The following is a 16487-nucleotide window of genomic DNA, read 5'->3' as shown; positions in this document are numbered from 1 at the left end:
TATTCGACCTTTCAGGTTTTTCCCCGATAAACCCGCGAAAGAATTGACGACTCCGCCATGCCGGCGACTAGAGAAATGGAGGGCGAGACCCCAGTTCTCGCCCTCCAGCTCCGGTCCCTCGGGTGCTATTCAGAACCGTCCAGCAACGGGCCGAACAACTCCCACTGCTCACCCTTGAAGCGCATCATCCGCATCTGCTCAATCGGATAGAAGTCGGTCGGGCTTGTGTTGACCTCCACCCCCGGAAGCAACACATCGATTAAAAGATGCTTCAGGTTCGCCGCCTCTTTCATGATGTTGTCCCGGGTCAGATTGTCGCCGGCCTGCTTGATAACCTGAGCTACGGTCTGTGAACTGCCATATCCATAGGTTACTGCAGCGTCAGACTTGTCTACGCCTGGCATATACTGCGCCAAGAAGGCATCAAGCTTCTTCATCCCCGGATCGTTGACCCACTGTGAGTCGCTTGCATCCTTCATGTATGAAGCCGACAGAATGCCTTGCGCATTCTCGAAGCCAGCCGGCTTGATCGTGCCTCCAATTGAAGTACCTACCGTGCATTGAATATAAAGCGGCTTCCAGCCGATTTCTGCAACTTTCTTGATTGCTTGGGCAGCGGGCTTGGTGGTCGACAGGCTTACGACAGTATCTGCGCCGGAGGCCCTAAGTTTCACAATATGCGAATCGATTGTGGGCTCAGCTAGCTCGAAGCTTTCTTCGGCAACAATTTGCGACGCCTTCTCACCGAGCCCGTCCTTCAAACTCTTGAGCAGATCCTTTCCAAGATCGTCGTTTTGATACAGCACTGCAATTTTAGCATCGGGCTTGTTGTCCACGAGATATTTTGCGTAGATCCGGCCTTCAGTTTTGTAGGACGGCTGCCAGGCAATACTCCAAGGCGTATCCTTGTAAAATCCAAATTTGGTGGCCCCAGTCACGGCGAACAGTTGGGGCACCTTCTTCGCATTCAGGAACTTCTGGATAGCCACATTGGGAGCAGTTCCCAGAGGACTAAAGACGAACAGAACTTCATCTGACTCGACGAGCTTGCGTACCTGCTCGACCGACTTGGGCGGACTGTAACTATCGTCGTAGCTAATGAACGTCAGCTTTCGTCCATTGATGCCGCCATTGTCGTTAATCATCTTAAAATATGCAGCCTGAACCTTGCCGATCAGACTGTAAGCCGAAGCTGGACCGCTATACGGCATGATGTTGCCGATTTTGATTTCGGAATCGCTTGCTCCTGAGTCATAGACCGGAGCCGCCACGGCTGCCGATGTCAGAAGCGACAATACAGCGGCAAACGGCAGTTTGCTTCCCATAGCTCACCTCCCAGTAGAGTTCTTTTTGTCCACGAATTCACTGGACGCCGCTCTCTGGAGAGGGCGCTCCTGAAGCCAGCCGGCGCGCACCCCTCCTGGACCTTCCAGGGCCGGCGCGCTGCTCAAAGCTGGCAAGATATTGCTGCAGGAAGTAAGAAACAGAGTCAAGATATAAAGTGAGTACTCTGTTCCTATCTGCACGGCGACATGAGCTTATCGCCGCAACAGGAATGGCGGGATTTGGCAGCTACGCGACCGCTGCGAACTCAAAGAACGTGTTAGCGATGGGCAGACTGCGCGATCGGAACGAAGCTTCGGTCCAGTCAACAGAATCCAGCATAAGCGACGCCATTCGCCGGCATTTCCAGCGCTTCTGGGAAGAGTTTCGCGGTACGCACGCGCCCTCAGCGGTCTGTATTTCACGGAGCGCTAGGAATGCAGATGTCGAGCTGCGCCGTCACGCGGCTCGTATAAACTCTACCAGCCTCGGCTTGACGTCACCTCTTGTCCAATCCAACCGGGTTCGCGCGTGCGTCGAGCAAAGCGCCTCGGGCGGTCGCAACACTTACTAGAGGTGACCCATCCGATCCTCAAACGAGTAACTGAAGTAGGCTGAATTTAACGGCAACTTCAGGACCCGGCGCAACGAGGTCGAACCAGATTTCGGCGCAGCCTCACGACCAACTCGACGCGTTCGATATCGTAGCCGTGAGGCACCTCGGGCATCCTTTGCAGGGTTAGATTGAGCACCGGAATATCAACAAGTTCGCGACTGTCTTCGAGATAGAAGTGATGATGCGCCGTAGCATTTGTATCGAAATAATTCTTCGCACCATCCACACTGACCTGCCGAAGCAGCCCCTTCTCGGTGAAGCGATTACAGCTTCTCCGGGCCGACAGCGCAAGATCATCCACGTCGACATGGACGCCTTCTATGCGTCCGTCGAGCAGCGGGACAATCCGGATCTTCGCGGCAAGCCCGTCGCCGTCGGGGGATCGCGCGAGCGCGGCGTCGTGGCGGCGGCCAGCTACGAAGCGCGGCGTCAGGTCGGCCATGCCATCGGTTACCGCGAAGCGGCAATGTCCAGAGTTGATCTTCGTGAAGCCGCGTTTCGAGGTGTACAAGGCGGTCTCCCAGCAAATACGCGAGATCTTCGCCGAGCACACCCCGATCATCGAGCCGCTGTCACTGGACGAAGCTTACCTCGACGTCACCGAAAATTTGCAGAGCATCCCGTTAGCCCGGGACGTCGCGCTCGCCATCCGTGCGAAGATCAAGGAGGTAACCGGCCTCAACGCTTCGGCCGGCATCTCCTACAACAAATTTCTGGCGAAACTCGCCTCCGATCACCGCAAGCCGAACGGCCAGTACGTCATCACGCCGGAAATGGGCCCCGCCTTCGTCGAAAATTTGCCGGTTGGCAAGTTTCACGGCATCGGGCCGGCAACGAGCACCAAGATGAACGCCCTCGGCCTCTACACCGGCCTGGACATGCGTAACCAGTCGCTCGAGTTCATGCAGACCAATTTCGGGAAGGCCGGAAACTACTACTACTGGATCTCGCGAGGCGTTGACAACCGAGAGGTTCGCGCCGACCGGATCCGCAAATCGGTCGGCGCAGAAAACACGTTCTCCACCGACCTCACCGACTTCGACGCCATGGTCGTCGAACTCGAGCCGCTCATCGACAAGGTCTGGCGGTACTGCGAAAGCGCCGGAAATCGGGGACGCACGGTGACGCTTAAAATGAAATTCAACGATTTCGAGATCATCACGCGCAGCAGATCCGTCCCCGTCGCGGTTTCGAGCCGGAACGACCTCGAACGCCTATCGATCGCTTTGCTGCAGGACGAGATGCCGGTTCCCAAGCCAGTCCGGCTTCTGGGAGTCTCGCTATCGGCGCTGCAGCACGTCGACGACGCAGAATCGCAGCTGGTGCTGCCGATGTGATCGCGTCATTCAAGTCGTTTTCAAAGCCAGTTGCTGACCTTGATCCGCGAAGCGAAAGAGGCTGCGCCAACGATGGTAGATTTCACCCGCTACCTACATCGTATCGGTCCGAAGGAATGGGATTCCCGCCGGGAGAGCGATCGGCACATCATTTGGATTCCCGGCTTTCTTCGACTCCTGGTACATCCGCTTCACGAAATCCGCCGTCAGGATCAGGTTGGCCAGAACAATCGCGCGCCTGATGACGGTCGGCCGGGACTTGCTCACGAAAGCGGAGACCGTCACGGTCGCGGCAAATGAAGCTGGCGTGCCAACCCTGGTCGAGGCACGCGAGATCATCGCCGAATTCCACCTGATGATCCGGCGCAAGGTTGAGGCGGGACTTACCCCATGGATCGAGCGAGCCCGCGCCAGTCTCGTAGCTTCCTTCGCCAACGGCGTCGCCAGGGATGAGGCGGCAGTGCGGGCGGCGATGACCTCGCCCTGGTCCAACGGGCAGACAGAGGGTCAGATCACGCGCCTCAAGCTCGTTAAACGTCAAATGTACGGTCGCGGGAAAATCGATTTGCTTCAAGCCAGACTAATCGGCGCAGAATAATCGGAGCTGCACCAAAATTGCGTCAGAGCCAATTTTGGACGCCGATCCCCGGCTTACGGGGTCAATATTGCAGGCCGAATGACAGCCATGCCCAATGGGCGACATCTGGCGGGACGCAGCGGTCGGTGCGACCAGGCGGATCAACACCTCGTAGCTCTCGAAGAAATGCCTCTAGGCACGAAACGGCTTCTGACATTGTTCGGCCGCGCTCGAATACTGCGATAGCATCTGTCCGACGGAATCCGAAACCCCGTACTCACAGCTGTCGGCAGGCGCGTTACGCTCTTCCTCGCTAGGACCGGCGGTGGAAGACCGGCATCCATGATGCCGAACATCAACTGGAGGAATGACTCTCCGCCGGGTCAATCGCGCGCCGCACAGGTGCCGCAAAGGTTCCACGGCAGGATGCCGAAAGAAGGGACGGACAAGCAAGGGGCCCGCCAAGTCACCCGATCAGCAAGCCGACCGGGCGCCGGGAGAACATCATGACCTCGCCGATCATTTGTGAATGAAGGGCCGTTTCGGCGGTTCAGCCGGCTCGTCCGGCGCCCACAACCGGAAGCTCAGATTCGCAAACACCGAATAGCCTTTGGTGATTGATGCGGAATCGAAGCCTGGAGCCGCTGCCGTTCCGCCTGACGCGGACGCGGAGAACTCGTGCGTCGCCCACACGTGCAATGCAGCGGGACCAAAATTGTATCCGACAAGGCCGCCGGCAGCCCAGAGCGCATACCGGTTAGTGTTGATGGCGCCACCGTAAAATGCGCTCGAGGAGTCGTCGGTGACCTGCCCGGCATAGTAGCCGACCGGTCCGAAGGTCCATTTTCCGATAGTCTTGGTCGCGGTGAACTCGGCGTGGAATACGTCGCCGGATTTGTAGTTGGTGACTGTGCTTCTGGTGTTCATCTCCTGAAACACGTTAGCGGTAAGATTCCAACCATCCTTGAGATAGGAGAAGACAAGATTGGGCTGGAACGTCCACCAAGGGTTTCCGACATTGCCGAGACCGTTGACGCCCGAGATCGTGCCGGTCGGAACATAGATGCCGAGACCGGCCTTGACGAAGAAACCACTGTCACCGAGTTTCCAGCTCAGCTCGGCCGGCACGATGAACGTGTTGTGCATGCCGGCCGGATTGATGTTCACGGGATTGCCGACATCGGCCATGATCCATGGCTGCACAAGGACCGCGTCATACGTTGCACCAAGGAAGGTCCAACCGGGCACCCAAAGAAGACCAGACGCTTCCACGGCGACATGAACCGGCGTTGCGACGCCGCCGACATTAGGCGCGCCGGGCCCCACGATGTTGGCCTGGTATGTGAAGACCTGGTTGAACGAATATAGCCCAGGCGGCGGATTCGCCGCGGTGCCGCCTCCCAGCGTGATGCCAGGCTTCTGCGCCCACCCGGCAGATCCGAACTCGTAGGCGGCCGCAGGCGTGCTCGTCGCCATCGCGGCGATAGCCGCCCCCATCATCAATGTTCTCTTCAACATCCTGTCCCCCCTTCGGTTGGCTGACGCCAAACCGCAATGTGGAGGCAGATCCCCGCCGATCCGCGCGGATTTGCCAGACATCGCAGGATTGCGATCAGCTCGTTTGAACCTGCGGGAAGACTAGGAAGAGGATCACGTCGCCGTTATCCCGTTTCGGCAGAGTGCGCCGATGGTGTGGCATTTTGTATGGACGTGCTGTTTTTATCACACTACTCACAAGGAGCGCCCAGGCGTGGCAGCAGAAGCATTCGCCTAGAGCGTTTTCCACTCGATTAGGGTCACTACCCATATCCGGCATGTCGAAAGTAGTTCGCGCAGTGTTTGGGCGCAAACGTCTTGAGGAGTTTGCCGATGAGCTTCATCAGCGCCGTGACGGTGCGAGCCGCGCCCTTACGCAGCGCCGTCTTCAGCTTCGAGAATGCCATCTCGATCGGATTGAGATCTGGCGAGTAGGCGGGCAGATAGCGCACCTTGGCGCCGGCTGCCACGATCGCCGCCGCTACCCCGTCGATCTTATGGGTACGCAAGTTGTCCATAAAGACGATGTCGTTCTTGCGCAGTGTCGGCACGAGAACCTGTTCGACATAGGCGAGGAACGATGGCCCATCCATCGCGCCGTCAATGACATAGGGCGCTGTAAGACGATTGATGCGCAGGGCAGCAATGAGCGTCAGCGTCTTCCAGTGGCCGTGCGGAACATTTGAGACGAGGCGCTCGCCACGTGGCGAGCGCCCATGGTGCCGGACCATCTTCGTGGTAACCGCCGTCTCGTCGATGAACACGAGGCGCGGCGCATCGAGGCGCGGCTGCTCGGCTTTCAACTCGGCGCGCGCGGCGGCGACGTCAGGACGATCCTGCTCGGCGGCGTGCGGAGTTTTTTTTGAAGGTGATGTCGTGACGTTCGTAGAAGCGCCAGATCGAGCTAATACCGGCTTTGTGCTTCTTCACGGCGCGCAGCCGCGTACCAATCTCCTCAAGCGTCAAGTCCGGCTCCGCGGCAACCAGATCGAGCAGCCACTGCCGGTGCTGCTCGAGCCGCGAGCGACCGTAGCCGGTGCCAGGCTTCGCCGCGACGCTACCGGTCCTTTGCCAACGATCTATCCAGCGAATCGTCGTCGATGCTGCAAGATCAAGCAGGCGTGCGGCTTCGCGGCGGCTCTCACCGGCCTCGACCAAGGCCACCACACGATCTCTCAAGTCCGTCGAATAGCCCTTTGCCATGATCAACCTCGCCGCCAACGGGAGCGAAGATCGAATCTGATTTGCAGCAATTAGGGAATCCCCGCCCCATTTTGCAGCAATTAGGGAATCCCCGCCCCATAAATTGATTCTCATCCAGTGGAAACCGCTCTAGCGAACCCTCTAAGGCAGGATGAATGATTGTTCTGTAGCGTCTGTGACGGCAGTTCACCGAACAGATCTCGATAATTTCCGGCAAAGCGACTCCAATGCCAAAAGCCCCAGCTTGCAGCGACGTCACCGATGGAGACCCGTCGTCCAGTCGCCGCACACGCTATCAATTCGCGGCGCACGGCGTTAAGGCGTGCGAACCGCAAGTACTGTGACGGCGAAACGCCGAAGGCTTCCTGAAAGCAGATCTGCAGATTGCGCCGGCTCACACCCACGTGTCGACAGAGATCATCGACCCTCGGCGGAGTTTCACGGCGAGACAACGCATACCCGAAGGCACGATCAGCGACTTGTTTTTGGGAGGTCATGCCAACCATGGAGAGACTTCGCTCTGACGTCAATGCGTCAGCAACGAACCTCAGAAGCAGGTTTTCCAGCTCATTGCGTGACTCTGCGAAGTCGAATACATGCGTCCGCCCGCATACCTCGAAGACATCGGTGATGCCGCGCTGCATTGCAGCGATACCGTCGGCTGAGACGTTGATCCGGAGGTACCGTGTTGCAACGAGGTCGTCGGCGAGCCCGCGTTCCCCAACATCGTTGAAGTATCCAGCGAGCCATTGCCGATCCATCACGAGGTTCACGACGTCGCAATATTTCGGCGTCATTAACGGGGGGAGATCCGCACCATCACTGAATAGCGGGCACGGAAACGGAAGAATATGGCCGTTGAAGTAAGCATCACCTGACGCTGCCATCGGCAGGCTGAATATCAGCGCGCCAGGCCAGGCCATTCCCTGCTTCATCAGCGCCTGCGACGTCCGCTCGCGAATGACCTGGACATGATCCAACCGCAGCAAGGTCAGGTGTCCGCTGAACCGGCCCGCCGAAAACTGCTCGGTGCGCAGCGTCCAGCCGGGCAATTGGCTGGCGTGTACGCCGGCATCCTGCGAATGGCACTCCACAACGCGAGCCGCCGCACCTGCTGGAGACAAAGCTATCTCAGGCATCGGATCCGCAGGCAGTTGCGATGCGTCTGCGGCATAGGCTGTCGGGCGTCGCGGAACGAACATCTCGAACATGGTCGAGCAATTCAACCGTGCTCACCTTGCGTGAGACCAACAGCTCCCTCATCAGGGGTAGCCGTCATGCATTCCAATTCCGAGCCTGCCATCTCTCGCCCCAAGTTCCGCCTTTACAAAGAAACCGCCTTCACCACGTCCTCAGCCCGAATCGTTCGCGGAGAAGGCTTCGATCAGTTGACGTATTCCGGCGTGTGCACCCGACCATCCAAGGGGGCCATAAAGACTCTACCTACAGCGCACGATTTGTTCGCGTGATCCGACGACGTAGGCCGCGGCTGAGCACAGGACTCGGCGCACAAGGTCAACCTGCCGGCGCGTACCGGTCTTGGCGAGCACCTGCTTGAGTTGGTAGCGGACGGTGCTCAGCTCTACACCGCGACGCACTGCGTATTCCTCCAGGGTGGAGCCAGCAACTAGGGCGCTCGTGAGGCGGGACTCCGCGTCGGTTAGCTCGAACAAGCTGACGAGCGACTCTGCCGAAATCACCCCAGCCGGCTGGTCGCCAGTAAGCGCTATCAACAGCAGCGGCTCAGCACTGCCTACGGTAGCGGGTTGGAGCTCCTGAACGGCAAGCTGCCAACGGCGTCCACCCGCGTCCAGCACAACGAACCCTGGTGCGTTACGGCCAACTTGCCGTCGCAACGCCAGCTCCAATCGCTGCTGAGATTCAGCGGTTGCGGCGTACAGCATGCCGTTGCGCAGCCGCAACCCACCACCGCAAGTCAGCGACATCAAGGCTTGCTCGTTCCGCCACAGCACGTGCCCGTCAGCGTCGCAGACGATGAGGCCGCATTTCCATCGCTCCAGAAGTCCACGTAGTAGGGCCTCCGCGGAGCGGCTGCAGGCGACCGATTGGGTCAACTGTAAGGCCTGCGCAAAATGAGGCAGGAGCGCAGCGATGCGGTCCTTCTCGCGGTCGGAGAAGTCGCCATTATCGCCCACCTCGCGATGCAACGCCAGCGCCATGTAGTAGCCCGGGCCGACAGATATGAGGCCGCCGAGGAAACGGCCGTATCCAAGAGCGGAAAGCTGTTGCTGCAGCCGCTGCTGTATTGGCCACTCGTCGCCATCGAACAAGTCCTCATCGCGCACCAAGCGGCCCACGGACGAATGCAATCGCTTGCGATCCAATCGCGGGTTGCCGGAATCGGAGATCGAGGCTTGGTACGGGGCAAGATTGGTACGGGAATCGTGAGCCATCCAGAAGGTCGCTGCACGAGGTCCCTCTAGAACAAGGCCCTGAACAATGGCGGAATGCGCGCCGAGCTCGGCGCACAGCAGATCCATTATCTCGGGCCACCGCCTCGGCTCTGTGCAGGACTTATACAGTCGCAGCAGAAACGGGTCGGCAGCAGGGACAGGGTTCGCGTCGATTGGCATGCGATCACCAAGCAAGAGCAGTTACCCAACGATTACCGGCCCCGCTTTCCCGGGTTGTGCGATGCGGGGCGGTTCAGTCCGATTGAGAGCCCACTGCGGCTCCTGAGGAGTCTGCGCTCTTCAAGTATTCCTCAGCCGAGAGCACGGCTCGTTCGATCAACACCGGCGTTAGCTCCCGTGCAGTCTCAGTTTCGCTTCTGGTCCGCATCCACCCCAGATAAGTGACGCTCCTCAAAAACAGAAACAGCGGTAGCGGTCGCCATTGCAGCTGTCTTCCCTTTCAGTCGATTCGAACTCATTGTCTTCGTCTCCCCCTCGGTGCGGCTGCGCCGCCGTACGGCATCTATCTTTCAACCGGAGTATCCCGGAGTGCGCTACGGAAAGTGAACAGTTTGTCCAGAAATATGTCAAGCCTATCAATTAATCTTTGCTATGCCCATTTCCTGAGCTAGGATGCGGAAGATGAGAGAAAAAAAACCTACCCGACTTCGCGATCGGAATCGTCTTAGGACCAGACAAGAGCTCTTAGACACCGCGCTCGACCTCTTCGAGGTCGGAGGTCTCGCGACCTGTTCAGTCGACGCAGTGGCAAAAAAGGCGGGTACTTCAAAAACTACGGCGTACACCTATTTTCCCGGCGGTATCGATGAGATGCTCCGCGATCAGTACCGTATCATAGGCGAGCGTGTGCGCATGCGAGGCGAGCAGATGCGCAATGTGGCCACCACAGCCGAAGATCGCATAGTTGCCCTGACGGCAGCGCTCCTCGAGGTTTGCGCCGAGCCAAGGGTGGGACGGTTCTACATGATGCTCACGCCGGCGCTCAGCCCTCTACTGGAGCCGGTTGTCGGAGAAACCTCCGGTCATTTTCGCAAGTTGATCGCGGATGATTTGCACCGCAAACTCCCTCAGGGACTCTCGCCGCTTACCTGCGCCACTCTGATTCTTGGCGCCGGGCGCGAGGCAGCGATCGCGGTCGCGCGAGAACCGAGCCAGCGCGAGGACCTGCTGAGCGCGCTCCGGATGATGGTTCGGGCCATGCTGTCGGCGAAGCCTGGCCGTTGATCCACCTTCGAACGGACGGAACAGTTTGCGTCAGTGCCCTGAAGTACCCCGCAGCCAAGCTCGACGACAATTCCTTGGGAATCCGCTAATTGGGGACACGCCCCAGATAATCACTCGCCAGCAAACAAGCTTTTTCAACCAGTATCGGGGTGAGTTCCCGCGCGGTCTCCGTCTCGCTCCTGGTTCGCACCCAGCTGAGATAAGTAATGCTTCTCAGATATAAAAAGAGCGGAAGATGTTGCCACTGGGATTCAGACAGTGCACGGGTCGAACGATAACCTGCCAGAAGGGCGTCATGGACGGTGCGATAATAGGGCCGATCGGTGTGCCAGAAAAGCGCAGTGGCGAGTTCGAACATGTGCCATCCAAATCCGGCGTCGTCGAAATCGATGAGCATGAGGCGGCTGCCGAAGCGCAGGATGTTTTCCGGCACAAGGTCGGCATGAATGAGCCCGTAGATTTCGCCTGACTGTCCCAGACTGTGGAGATCCTGTTGTGCCTTTCGGCATGCGTCTTCGATGAGCGGGAGATGTGCCGCCAAGTGTGGCAGATCGCGAAACTGGCCCCAGAATGGATTCGGCCCCAGCAGCCCTTGAGCATCCCAAGCGTGCCGAGCAAAGCTATCCGGGAGTTGCCACGCTGCGGCGTGGTTGTGCAATCGCGCGGCGAGACGACCCACTTGATGATAGAGCTCGCTCAGTTCGTCCAACGAGGAGGAGAAGCCGGTTTCGATTGAGCCAAGTTGCTCACCATCGAGCCAGGTCATCATATCCACCTGGAGTGGCTCCGAAACTCCCAGAGCCGTGGCCTTCACGAACAACGACCCGTCCATTGCGGGAATAACAGCCGGTACGTCGATCGACGATTCGGCCAGGAGCGACATCCATTGCAGTTCCGAAGCCAGCTCGGCATCCGTATGGTAGCCGTTGCGGTGAACCCGTAGAGCGAACTGCTCGCCGTGACCGTCGCGAAGTCGGAAAACGGCGTTTTCCCTATACTTGACGAGGGAAAGTTCTTCGAAGCTACCCGGCCAGCGGCTGAGCGCGGCCCTCGCGACCGCGGTCACCGTGGCCATCTGCTGTTCCAAATCGAGAGCAAAAAACTCCGTCATCATTGCCTCACAGCGAAGTTAGCGCGTCATCGAGGGTGGACAAGAGGAGCTCGGCATTAGCTCTGGAGAACGGCATGGGTGGTCGCATCTTGAGGACGTTGTCGTGAGGGCCGATCCTGTTGATGAGGATGCCCCTGTCTCTCATGGCGTTAACAAGGCGCTTTGTTTCCTCAGAGGCAGGCTTTCCTGCGCCACGAAGCAATTCCAGGCCGAAAAACAGGCCGCTGCCGCGCACGCTTCCGATCAGCGCATGCTTTCTCGAGAGCCTCGCCAAACCCTGCTGAAGATACTTTCCGACAGCCTTGGCGTTTTGCATCAATTTCTCTCGCTCCATGACGTCGAGAACTGCCAGACCCGCCGCCGCTGACACAGGATTTCCGGCGAAAGTATTGAAATAAAGGGCGCTGGAGGCGAAGATATCTAGCAAGTCCGGCCGGGTGATCACGCCGGCATGAGGGTGGCCGTTGCCGAGCGGCTTACCGAGGGTGACGAGGTCAGGGACGACGCCATAGGCCTGGTGTGCCCACATGTGGTCACCGGTCCGGCCAAGGCCCCCTTGTACTTCATCGGCGATAAACAAACCTCCTGCTTCGCGAACATGGGCGACCGCCTGCTCGAGAAACCCGTTCGGAACACGGGGCAAACCTTCCGTCGAAAAGGTTGTGTCGCACAAGATCGCTGCCGGCTTGATGCCTGCAGCCTTCAACGACCGAATGGCCTCCAGGACGCCATTGGCGTACTCCAACGCCAGCTGATCCGGATCGCCATCCCAATGATTCAGATCCGGGATGGGGACCGCCCGCGCATGCGGCGCCAGCGCCTCGTGCGCGGGAAGGCCTGTCGTTACGGCAGCGAGCGCAGCCGAATTGCCGTGATAGCTGAAGTTACTGACGATCACGCCAGTCCCGCCGCTGACGAAACGCGCAATGCGCAAGGCAAGTTCGTTGGCTTCCGTACCTGTGCAGGTGAACATTGCTACCGACAGGGACGGATCGAAAGTGGCGGTCAATCGCTCGGCGTATTGGACGACGTTGTCGTGCAGGTAGCGCGTATGGATGTTCAGCGTAGCAGCTTGACGACATATCGCATCCACGACATGCGGATGACAATGGCCGACGTGCGGCACGTTGTTATAGGCGTCAAGATAGCGGCGCCCGTCGACATCCTCGACCCACACCCCCTCGCCCCGAACGAGATGCAGCGGGGTATCGTACATCAAGGGCGAATGCCGCCCGAGAGCACGCTGGCGACGCGCAAGCAGCGTCGTTTCAGTAGACATCTGATCCACGTTTCATCTCTTTGTGCAATGCCAGTTACTTGTTGCCCATTACGGCTCCCGAGCGCGCCACCTTCGGACTAGATCTGGTCGAGGCTCTTCACCCCCGCGGCCTCGTCCGCAAAGGTGGGACTTTCGGGGAGCGTACTGCCACCGTCGACCACAATCGTCTGTCCGGTCACGTAACCCGCTTCATCGCTCCCCAGGTACAACATTGCGTACGCAATATCTTCGGGCACTCCGAGGGCGCCAATCGGCACATACTTTGCCATGATCCTTTGCCCTTCTTCGTCCGCCAGCAGATCCATGGCCGGCGTCTTGATGAAGCCTGGCTCGACGCCGTTGACAGTAATGCGGTCCTTGGCGAGTTCGATCGCCGCTGTGCGGATGAAACCATTCAGCCCGCTCTTGCTGGCCGCATAATAGGAGGCGCCGGGCATGGCGACGCGAGGTCCAGTGACCGATGAGGTGAACAGCAACCTTCCACCACCTTGGCTGCGAAGGTGCGGAATCGACGCCTTAGAGAGCCGGAATGCTGCCTTGAGATTAACGTTCAGCGATTCTTCCAGAAGGGCGTCGTCCAAATCCTCGACCATGCCAGCCGCAAAAGAGGCAGCGTTGTGCACCACGATGTCGAGCTTGCCGTACTTGGAAACCGCGAAGGCAACCGCTCGTTCGATCTGCACGGCGCTCCCGACGTCGGTGACACACAGGACAGCCTCGCCTCCAGCGGTCGTGATGTCGGAAAGGGTCGCCTGTCCATGACTCTCGGTGCGTGTGGCGATGACGACCTGTGCGCCCTCGCTCGCAAAGACTCTGGCAATCGCCGCGCCGATCCCCTGGCCCGACCCCGTGACAATGGCGGTCTTCCCTTTCAAGCGGTTGAATCTCATTTGCCGTCGTTCCTTTGACCTGGACCGGTTGGCTGGGCCCAATGATCCTTTTCGGACATCCATCCTTTGACCGTCGTTATTCGGAGAAGTTCACGAAAATTGAACAACTTGTCCAGATTGTTGTCAAGATGAACATTTAATCTTTCCTCTGCACACTTTGTGGTTGCTGGAGATGAAAGAGAAAGCCCCTGTCCGACTCCGCGGTAGAAACCGCCTCAGAACTCGACAGGAACTCCTGCACACCGCGCTCGATCTCTTCGAGGCCAGGGGACTCGCTGCCTGCTCCGTTGACGCAGTCGCGAGGCAAGCTGGTGCCTCGAAGACCACCGCTTACACCTATTTTCCGGGCGGGATCGACGATATACTCCGCGATCAGTATTGCATTATCGGAGAGCGTGTCCGCTTGCGCGGCGAGCAGATGCGCAATTCGAGCACCACGGCCGAAGATCGCATCGTTGCATTGATGGGCGGCATTGCTCGAGATTTGCGCCGAACCGAAGGTGGGGCGCTTCTATATGATGCTCACACCGGCCCTCAGCCCGCTGCTCGAGCCGGTTGTCGGAGAGACGTTCGGTCATTTTCGCAAAATGATCGTGGATGATTTGCAGAGCAAGCTCGCTTCGGGTCTCGGCACCCGCCTGCGCCACGCTTATTGTGCGCGCCGGGCGCGAAGCTGCCATAGCGGTCGCACGAGATCCCAGCCAACGCGAGGCCCTGTTCACCGCGCCGCGGATAACAGTCCGGGCGAGGCTGTCGGCGAAGGCATGCTAACAAGTTATCTTCGATTGAGAAACGCGGGTGCGCCAAGCAAACGCGTCTAGAGGTTGGCCTCCGTTCCGATTCAGTGGGAACGGAGGCGATCGAACCTATCTTCTCGGCTGCGCTGGCATCCATGCTCTCTTCAATGCGCCGCGTGGTTGCATTGCGGACCGCAAACATGGCCGCTGCCGCCCTGAACGGACGCTTTGTCCAGGTGTTTCACCCGCTCCGACGGCAGGTCCGCCTCGTCTACCCGGGGAAGGATCTTGGTGTCGAATATGTCTTTGCCGCCCAGGACCGTCCGCAGCACCTGCGTGTTGGGAAGATCGCCGATGTGGCAAGTCTGGGGATTGCGATCGACGATCGCCAGATCCGCCTTGTAGCCCGGCTTCAACGCGCCGATCCCCTCCCACTGCATCAACTTGGCATTGTTGACCGTCCAACCGTCCAACGCCTGCTGCCGGGTAATCGAATATCCGGGGCCGTCGTGCCGGCGTCCGGTGCCACCGAACTCGCGCGTTTCGGCAAGCGCCATATGCTCGAACGGGCTGGCCGGCCCCCAATCCGAGCCGAGTCCGACATTGGCGCCGGACGCGAACATCTTGCCGATCGGGACGAGATTCTTGAGGGCCTCCTCGCCCATGCGCTCCTCGTACATGGCACCCTTTCCCCAACAGAAGCTGACAGTGCTAGTGAGGTGGAATTTCAGCTCGGCGTATCGCTTGATGGCCTCTTCCTGGACAAAGATGCTGTGCTGAATCACCCACTCGCGGGTCCGCACGTCATATTGACCCAGGAATGGCTCAAGGAGTGCGAGGAATTCGCGATGCTCCGGCAGGCTACAGTTCAGCATGTTCAGGCGAACGTTGTTCTTGAGGCAATACTCGATGGTGTCGCGCTCCATCGCTTGCGTTATGAACCCATGCCCTTTTGTCGGGCGACCGTAGGGATCCAAATACTCGCGATCGCTCTGCAGGATTCCAGGCCAGGCGGGCCCCGAGGGGCACAATGACAGCCCGTTGACGCGATACAGCGGATCGCTGATTTGGGTGAGACTGGCCGCAAGCACGCAATTCGCTCGAACGAGATCTTCGCTCAAACCCATCCCATAATCGTTCGCATGCGGAGCGCCCTCCAGGGAAGCCAGCACGCGCATGCGCAAATTGCCCTCGTTGCGCGCGCGTTGATACGCAGCGATGTGCGCTGCTTCCATCGCGTGCCCCTCGTAAGCTGCTGTCACGCCGCGCCCGGCGGCTGTCAACTGTCCCCCAAGAGCGCCGCGGTACCAGAGGTCGTCGGTCGGGCGAAACACTTGCGCTGCCACGCGCCCCAGCCAGAAACGACTGCTGTTGTAGTAGTTCGTTACGCTGCCGCGGAAGATTCCGGTCGGTTCGCCCTCGGCGTCCTTCTCGATCGTCACGTTGTCGACTTGGTCAGGCAGATCACGTCCAAAGCCGAGCATTTGGAGCGCCTTGGAGTTCATGGCGCAAACGTTGGGGGTTCGCGGGGCGTATGCCTGGATCCAGACAGGGTGATCCGGCGAGACCCGATCCAACTCTTTGCGATTTGGCAACCGGCCTTCGGCGAGGTTCTGCCAGGATCGACGTATGAAATAATGCGGCTCGCCGACCGGCGTGGTCAGGATCCATTCGCCGCGAGGCGTTGTGGCAACGCGCGCGCGAATACGCGAGAGGATATCTTCGTGGTTTTTGGCGTCATAGAGAATGACGCAGTCCGCGTCGAAACTTCCGAAGTGGAGGAAATGGGGGTGATCGTCGATGACGCCCGGCATCACACAGGCCCCCTCAACGTCAACCTTACGCGCTGCGGCCCCCGCGACGGTTTTCATGTCAGCCAGCGTCCCGGTCGCCACGATGACGTCGCCTTCAAGAACGATTGCTTCGTGGGTTTCCCGGTGATCATTCTGGGTGAGAATGGAACCACCGAATATCAAAGTGCGCGCGGCAGGTTTAGACATTATTCGATCTCCTCGATCTGAACTGTGGCCGATGTGCAGCTTGGCGTAGCTGGCGACCGGCTCGCGGATTTCTCTGGAATGAGGTTGGTCGCTTGCAGCACGAAGGCCTCGCCGTAGTGGAGGATCGCCGGGCGTTCCTCACCTGTCATCTACCAAACGAGGGATGTGACCGTCGGACACATTTTTGTTGCGGCGCGGACAATACGATACGGGCACCAA

The 16487-nt window shown here is 59.0% G+C and carries 11 protein-coding genes and 3 pseudogenes; 4 read left to right on the top strand and 10 right to left on the bottom strand.

Going from position 1 to position 16487, the window contains the following annotated elements; translation table 11 throughout:
• Positions 1-125: 125 nt before the first annotated feature.
• Positions 126-1325 (bottom strand): ABC transporter substrate-binding protein, encoded by a 1200-nt coding sequence (locus B5V03_RS01985; protein WP_129267580.1) that lies wholly within the window; start codon positions 1323-1325, stop codon positions 126-128.
• A 630-nt stretch (positions 1326-1955) separates the two neighbouring features.
• Positions 1956-2204: pseudogene (locus tag B5V03_RS42180) on the bottom strand (transcriptional repressor); the annotation flags it as partial.
• A 42-nt stretch (positions 2205-2246) separates the two neighbouring features.
• On the opposite strand from B5V03_RS42180, the pseudogene dinB reads away from it, so the two are divergent.
• Both dinB and B5V03_RS01970 read left to right on the top strand, forming a co-directional pair.
• A pseudogene (gene dinB / locus B5V03_RS01975) lies at positions 2247-3276 on the top strand (DNA polymerase IV).
• 208 nt (positions 3277-3484) lie between these two features.
• A pseudogene (locus tag B5V03_RS01970) lies at positions 3485-3874 on the top strand (transposase); the annotation flags it as partial.
• Positions 3875-4372: 498 nt separating this feature from the next.
• Here B5V03_RS01970 and B5V03_RS01965 read toward each other — a convergent pair.
• The 4 genes from B5V03_RS01965 to B5V03_RS01950 all read right to left on the bottom strand — a co-directional run bounded on the left by B5V03_RS01965 (position 4373) and on the right by B5V03_RS01950 (position 9093).
• Positions 4373-5353: a SphA family protein gene (locus B5V03_RS01965; protein WP_164987720.1), complete on the bottom strand. Its 981-nt coding sequence runs from the start codon at positions 5351-5353 to the stop codon at positions 4373-4375.
• A gap of 299 nt (positions 5354-5652) precedes the next feature.
• A protein-coding gene (locus tag B5V03_RS01960) for an IS630 family transposase (protein WP_129267578.1) occupies positions 5653-6592 on the bottom strand; the annotation gives its coding sequence in 2 pieces (ribosomal slippage) (positions 5653-6252 and positions 6254-6592; 939 coding nt in all).
• A gap of 110 nt (positions 6593-6702) precedes the next feature.
• Positions 6703-7803 carry a helix-turn-helix domain-containing protein gene (locus B5V03_RS01955; protein ID WP_129267577.1) on the bottom strand — a complete coding sequence of 367 codons (1101 nt, stop codon included), beginning with the start codon at positions 7801-7803 and terminating at the stop codon, positions 6703-6705.
• 228 nt (positions 7804-8031) lie between these two features.
• Complete coding sequence (locus tag B5V03_RS01950; protein ID WP_129267576.1) at positions 8032-9093, bottom strand: helix-turn-helix transcriptional regulator; 1062 nt, start codon at positions 9091-9093, stop codon at positions 8032-8034.
• Between the two features lie 555 nt (positions 9094-9648).
• On the opposite strand from B5V03_RS01950, the gene B5V03_RS01940 reads away from it, so the two are divergent.
• The gene (locus tag B5V03_RS01940) at positions 9649-10251 is read left to right on the top strand and encodes a TetR/AcrR family transcriptional regulator (protein WP_164987719.1); all 603 of its coding nucleotides are present in this window, start codon (positions 9649-9651) and stop codon (positions 10249-10251) included.
• 85 nt (positions 10252-10336) lie between these two features.
• Here the strand turns inward: B5V03_RS01940 and B5V03_RS01935 are convergent, their stop codons facing one another.
• The 3 genes from B5V03_RS01935 to B5V03_RS01925 form a co-directional block, all read right to left on the bottom strand.
• On the bottom strand, positions 10337-11362 hold the full coding sequence (locus B5V03_RS01935) for a phosphotransferase enzyme family protein (RefSeq protein ID WP_129267574.1): 1026 nt from the start codon (positions 11360-11362) through the stop codon (positions 10337-10339).
• Positions 11363-11369: 7 nt separating this feature from the next.
• Positions 11370-12641: an aspartate aminotransferase family protein gene (locus B5V03_RS01930; protein WP_129267685.1), complete on the bottom strand. Its 1272-nt coding sequence runs from the start codon at positions 12639-12641 to the stop codon at positions 11370-11372.
• 77 nt (positions 12642-12718) lie between these two features.
• Complete coding sequence (locus B5V03_RS01925; RefSeq protein ID WP_129267573.1) at positions 12719-13531, bottom strand: SDR family oxidoreductase; 813 nt, start codon at positions 13529-13531, stop codon at positions 12719-12721.
• Positions 13532-13703: 172 nt separating this feature from the next.
• Here B5V03_RS01925 and B5V03_RS42995 point away from each other — a divergent pair, with 172 nt between their 5' ends.
• Positions 13704-14132 carry a helix-turn-helix domain-containing protein gene (locus tag B5V03_RS42995; RefSeq protein WP_129267572.1) on the top strand — a complete coding sequence of 143 codons (429 nt, stop codon included), beginning with the start codon at positions 13704-13706 and terminating at the stop codon, positions 14130-14132.
• Positions 14133-14432: 300 nt separating this feature from the next.
• Here the strand turns inward: B5V03_RS42995 and B5V03_RS01915 are convergent, their stop codons facing one another.
• A complete protein-coding gene (locus B5V03_RS01915; protein WP_129267571.1) occupies positions 14433-16268 on the bottom strand; it encodes an amidohydrolase in 1836 nt (611 codons plus the stop codon).
• Between the last annotated feature and the right edge of the window lie 219 nt (positions 16269-16487).

The organism is Bradyrhizobium betae, assembly GCF_004123905.1.
Taxonomy (GTDB): Bacteria; Pseudomonadota; Alphaproteobacteria; order Rhizobiales; family Xanthobacteraceae; genus Bradyrhizobium; species Bradyrhizobium betae_A.
The sequence above is the reverse complement of the archived record's forward strand: the minus strand, read 5'-3'. Positions and strand labels throughout refer to the sequence as shown.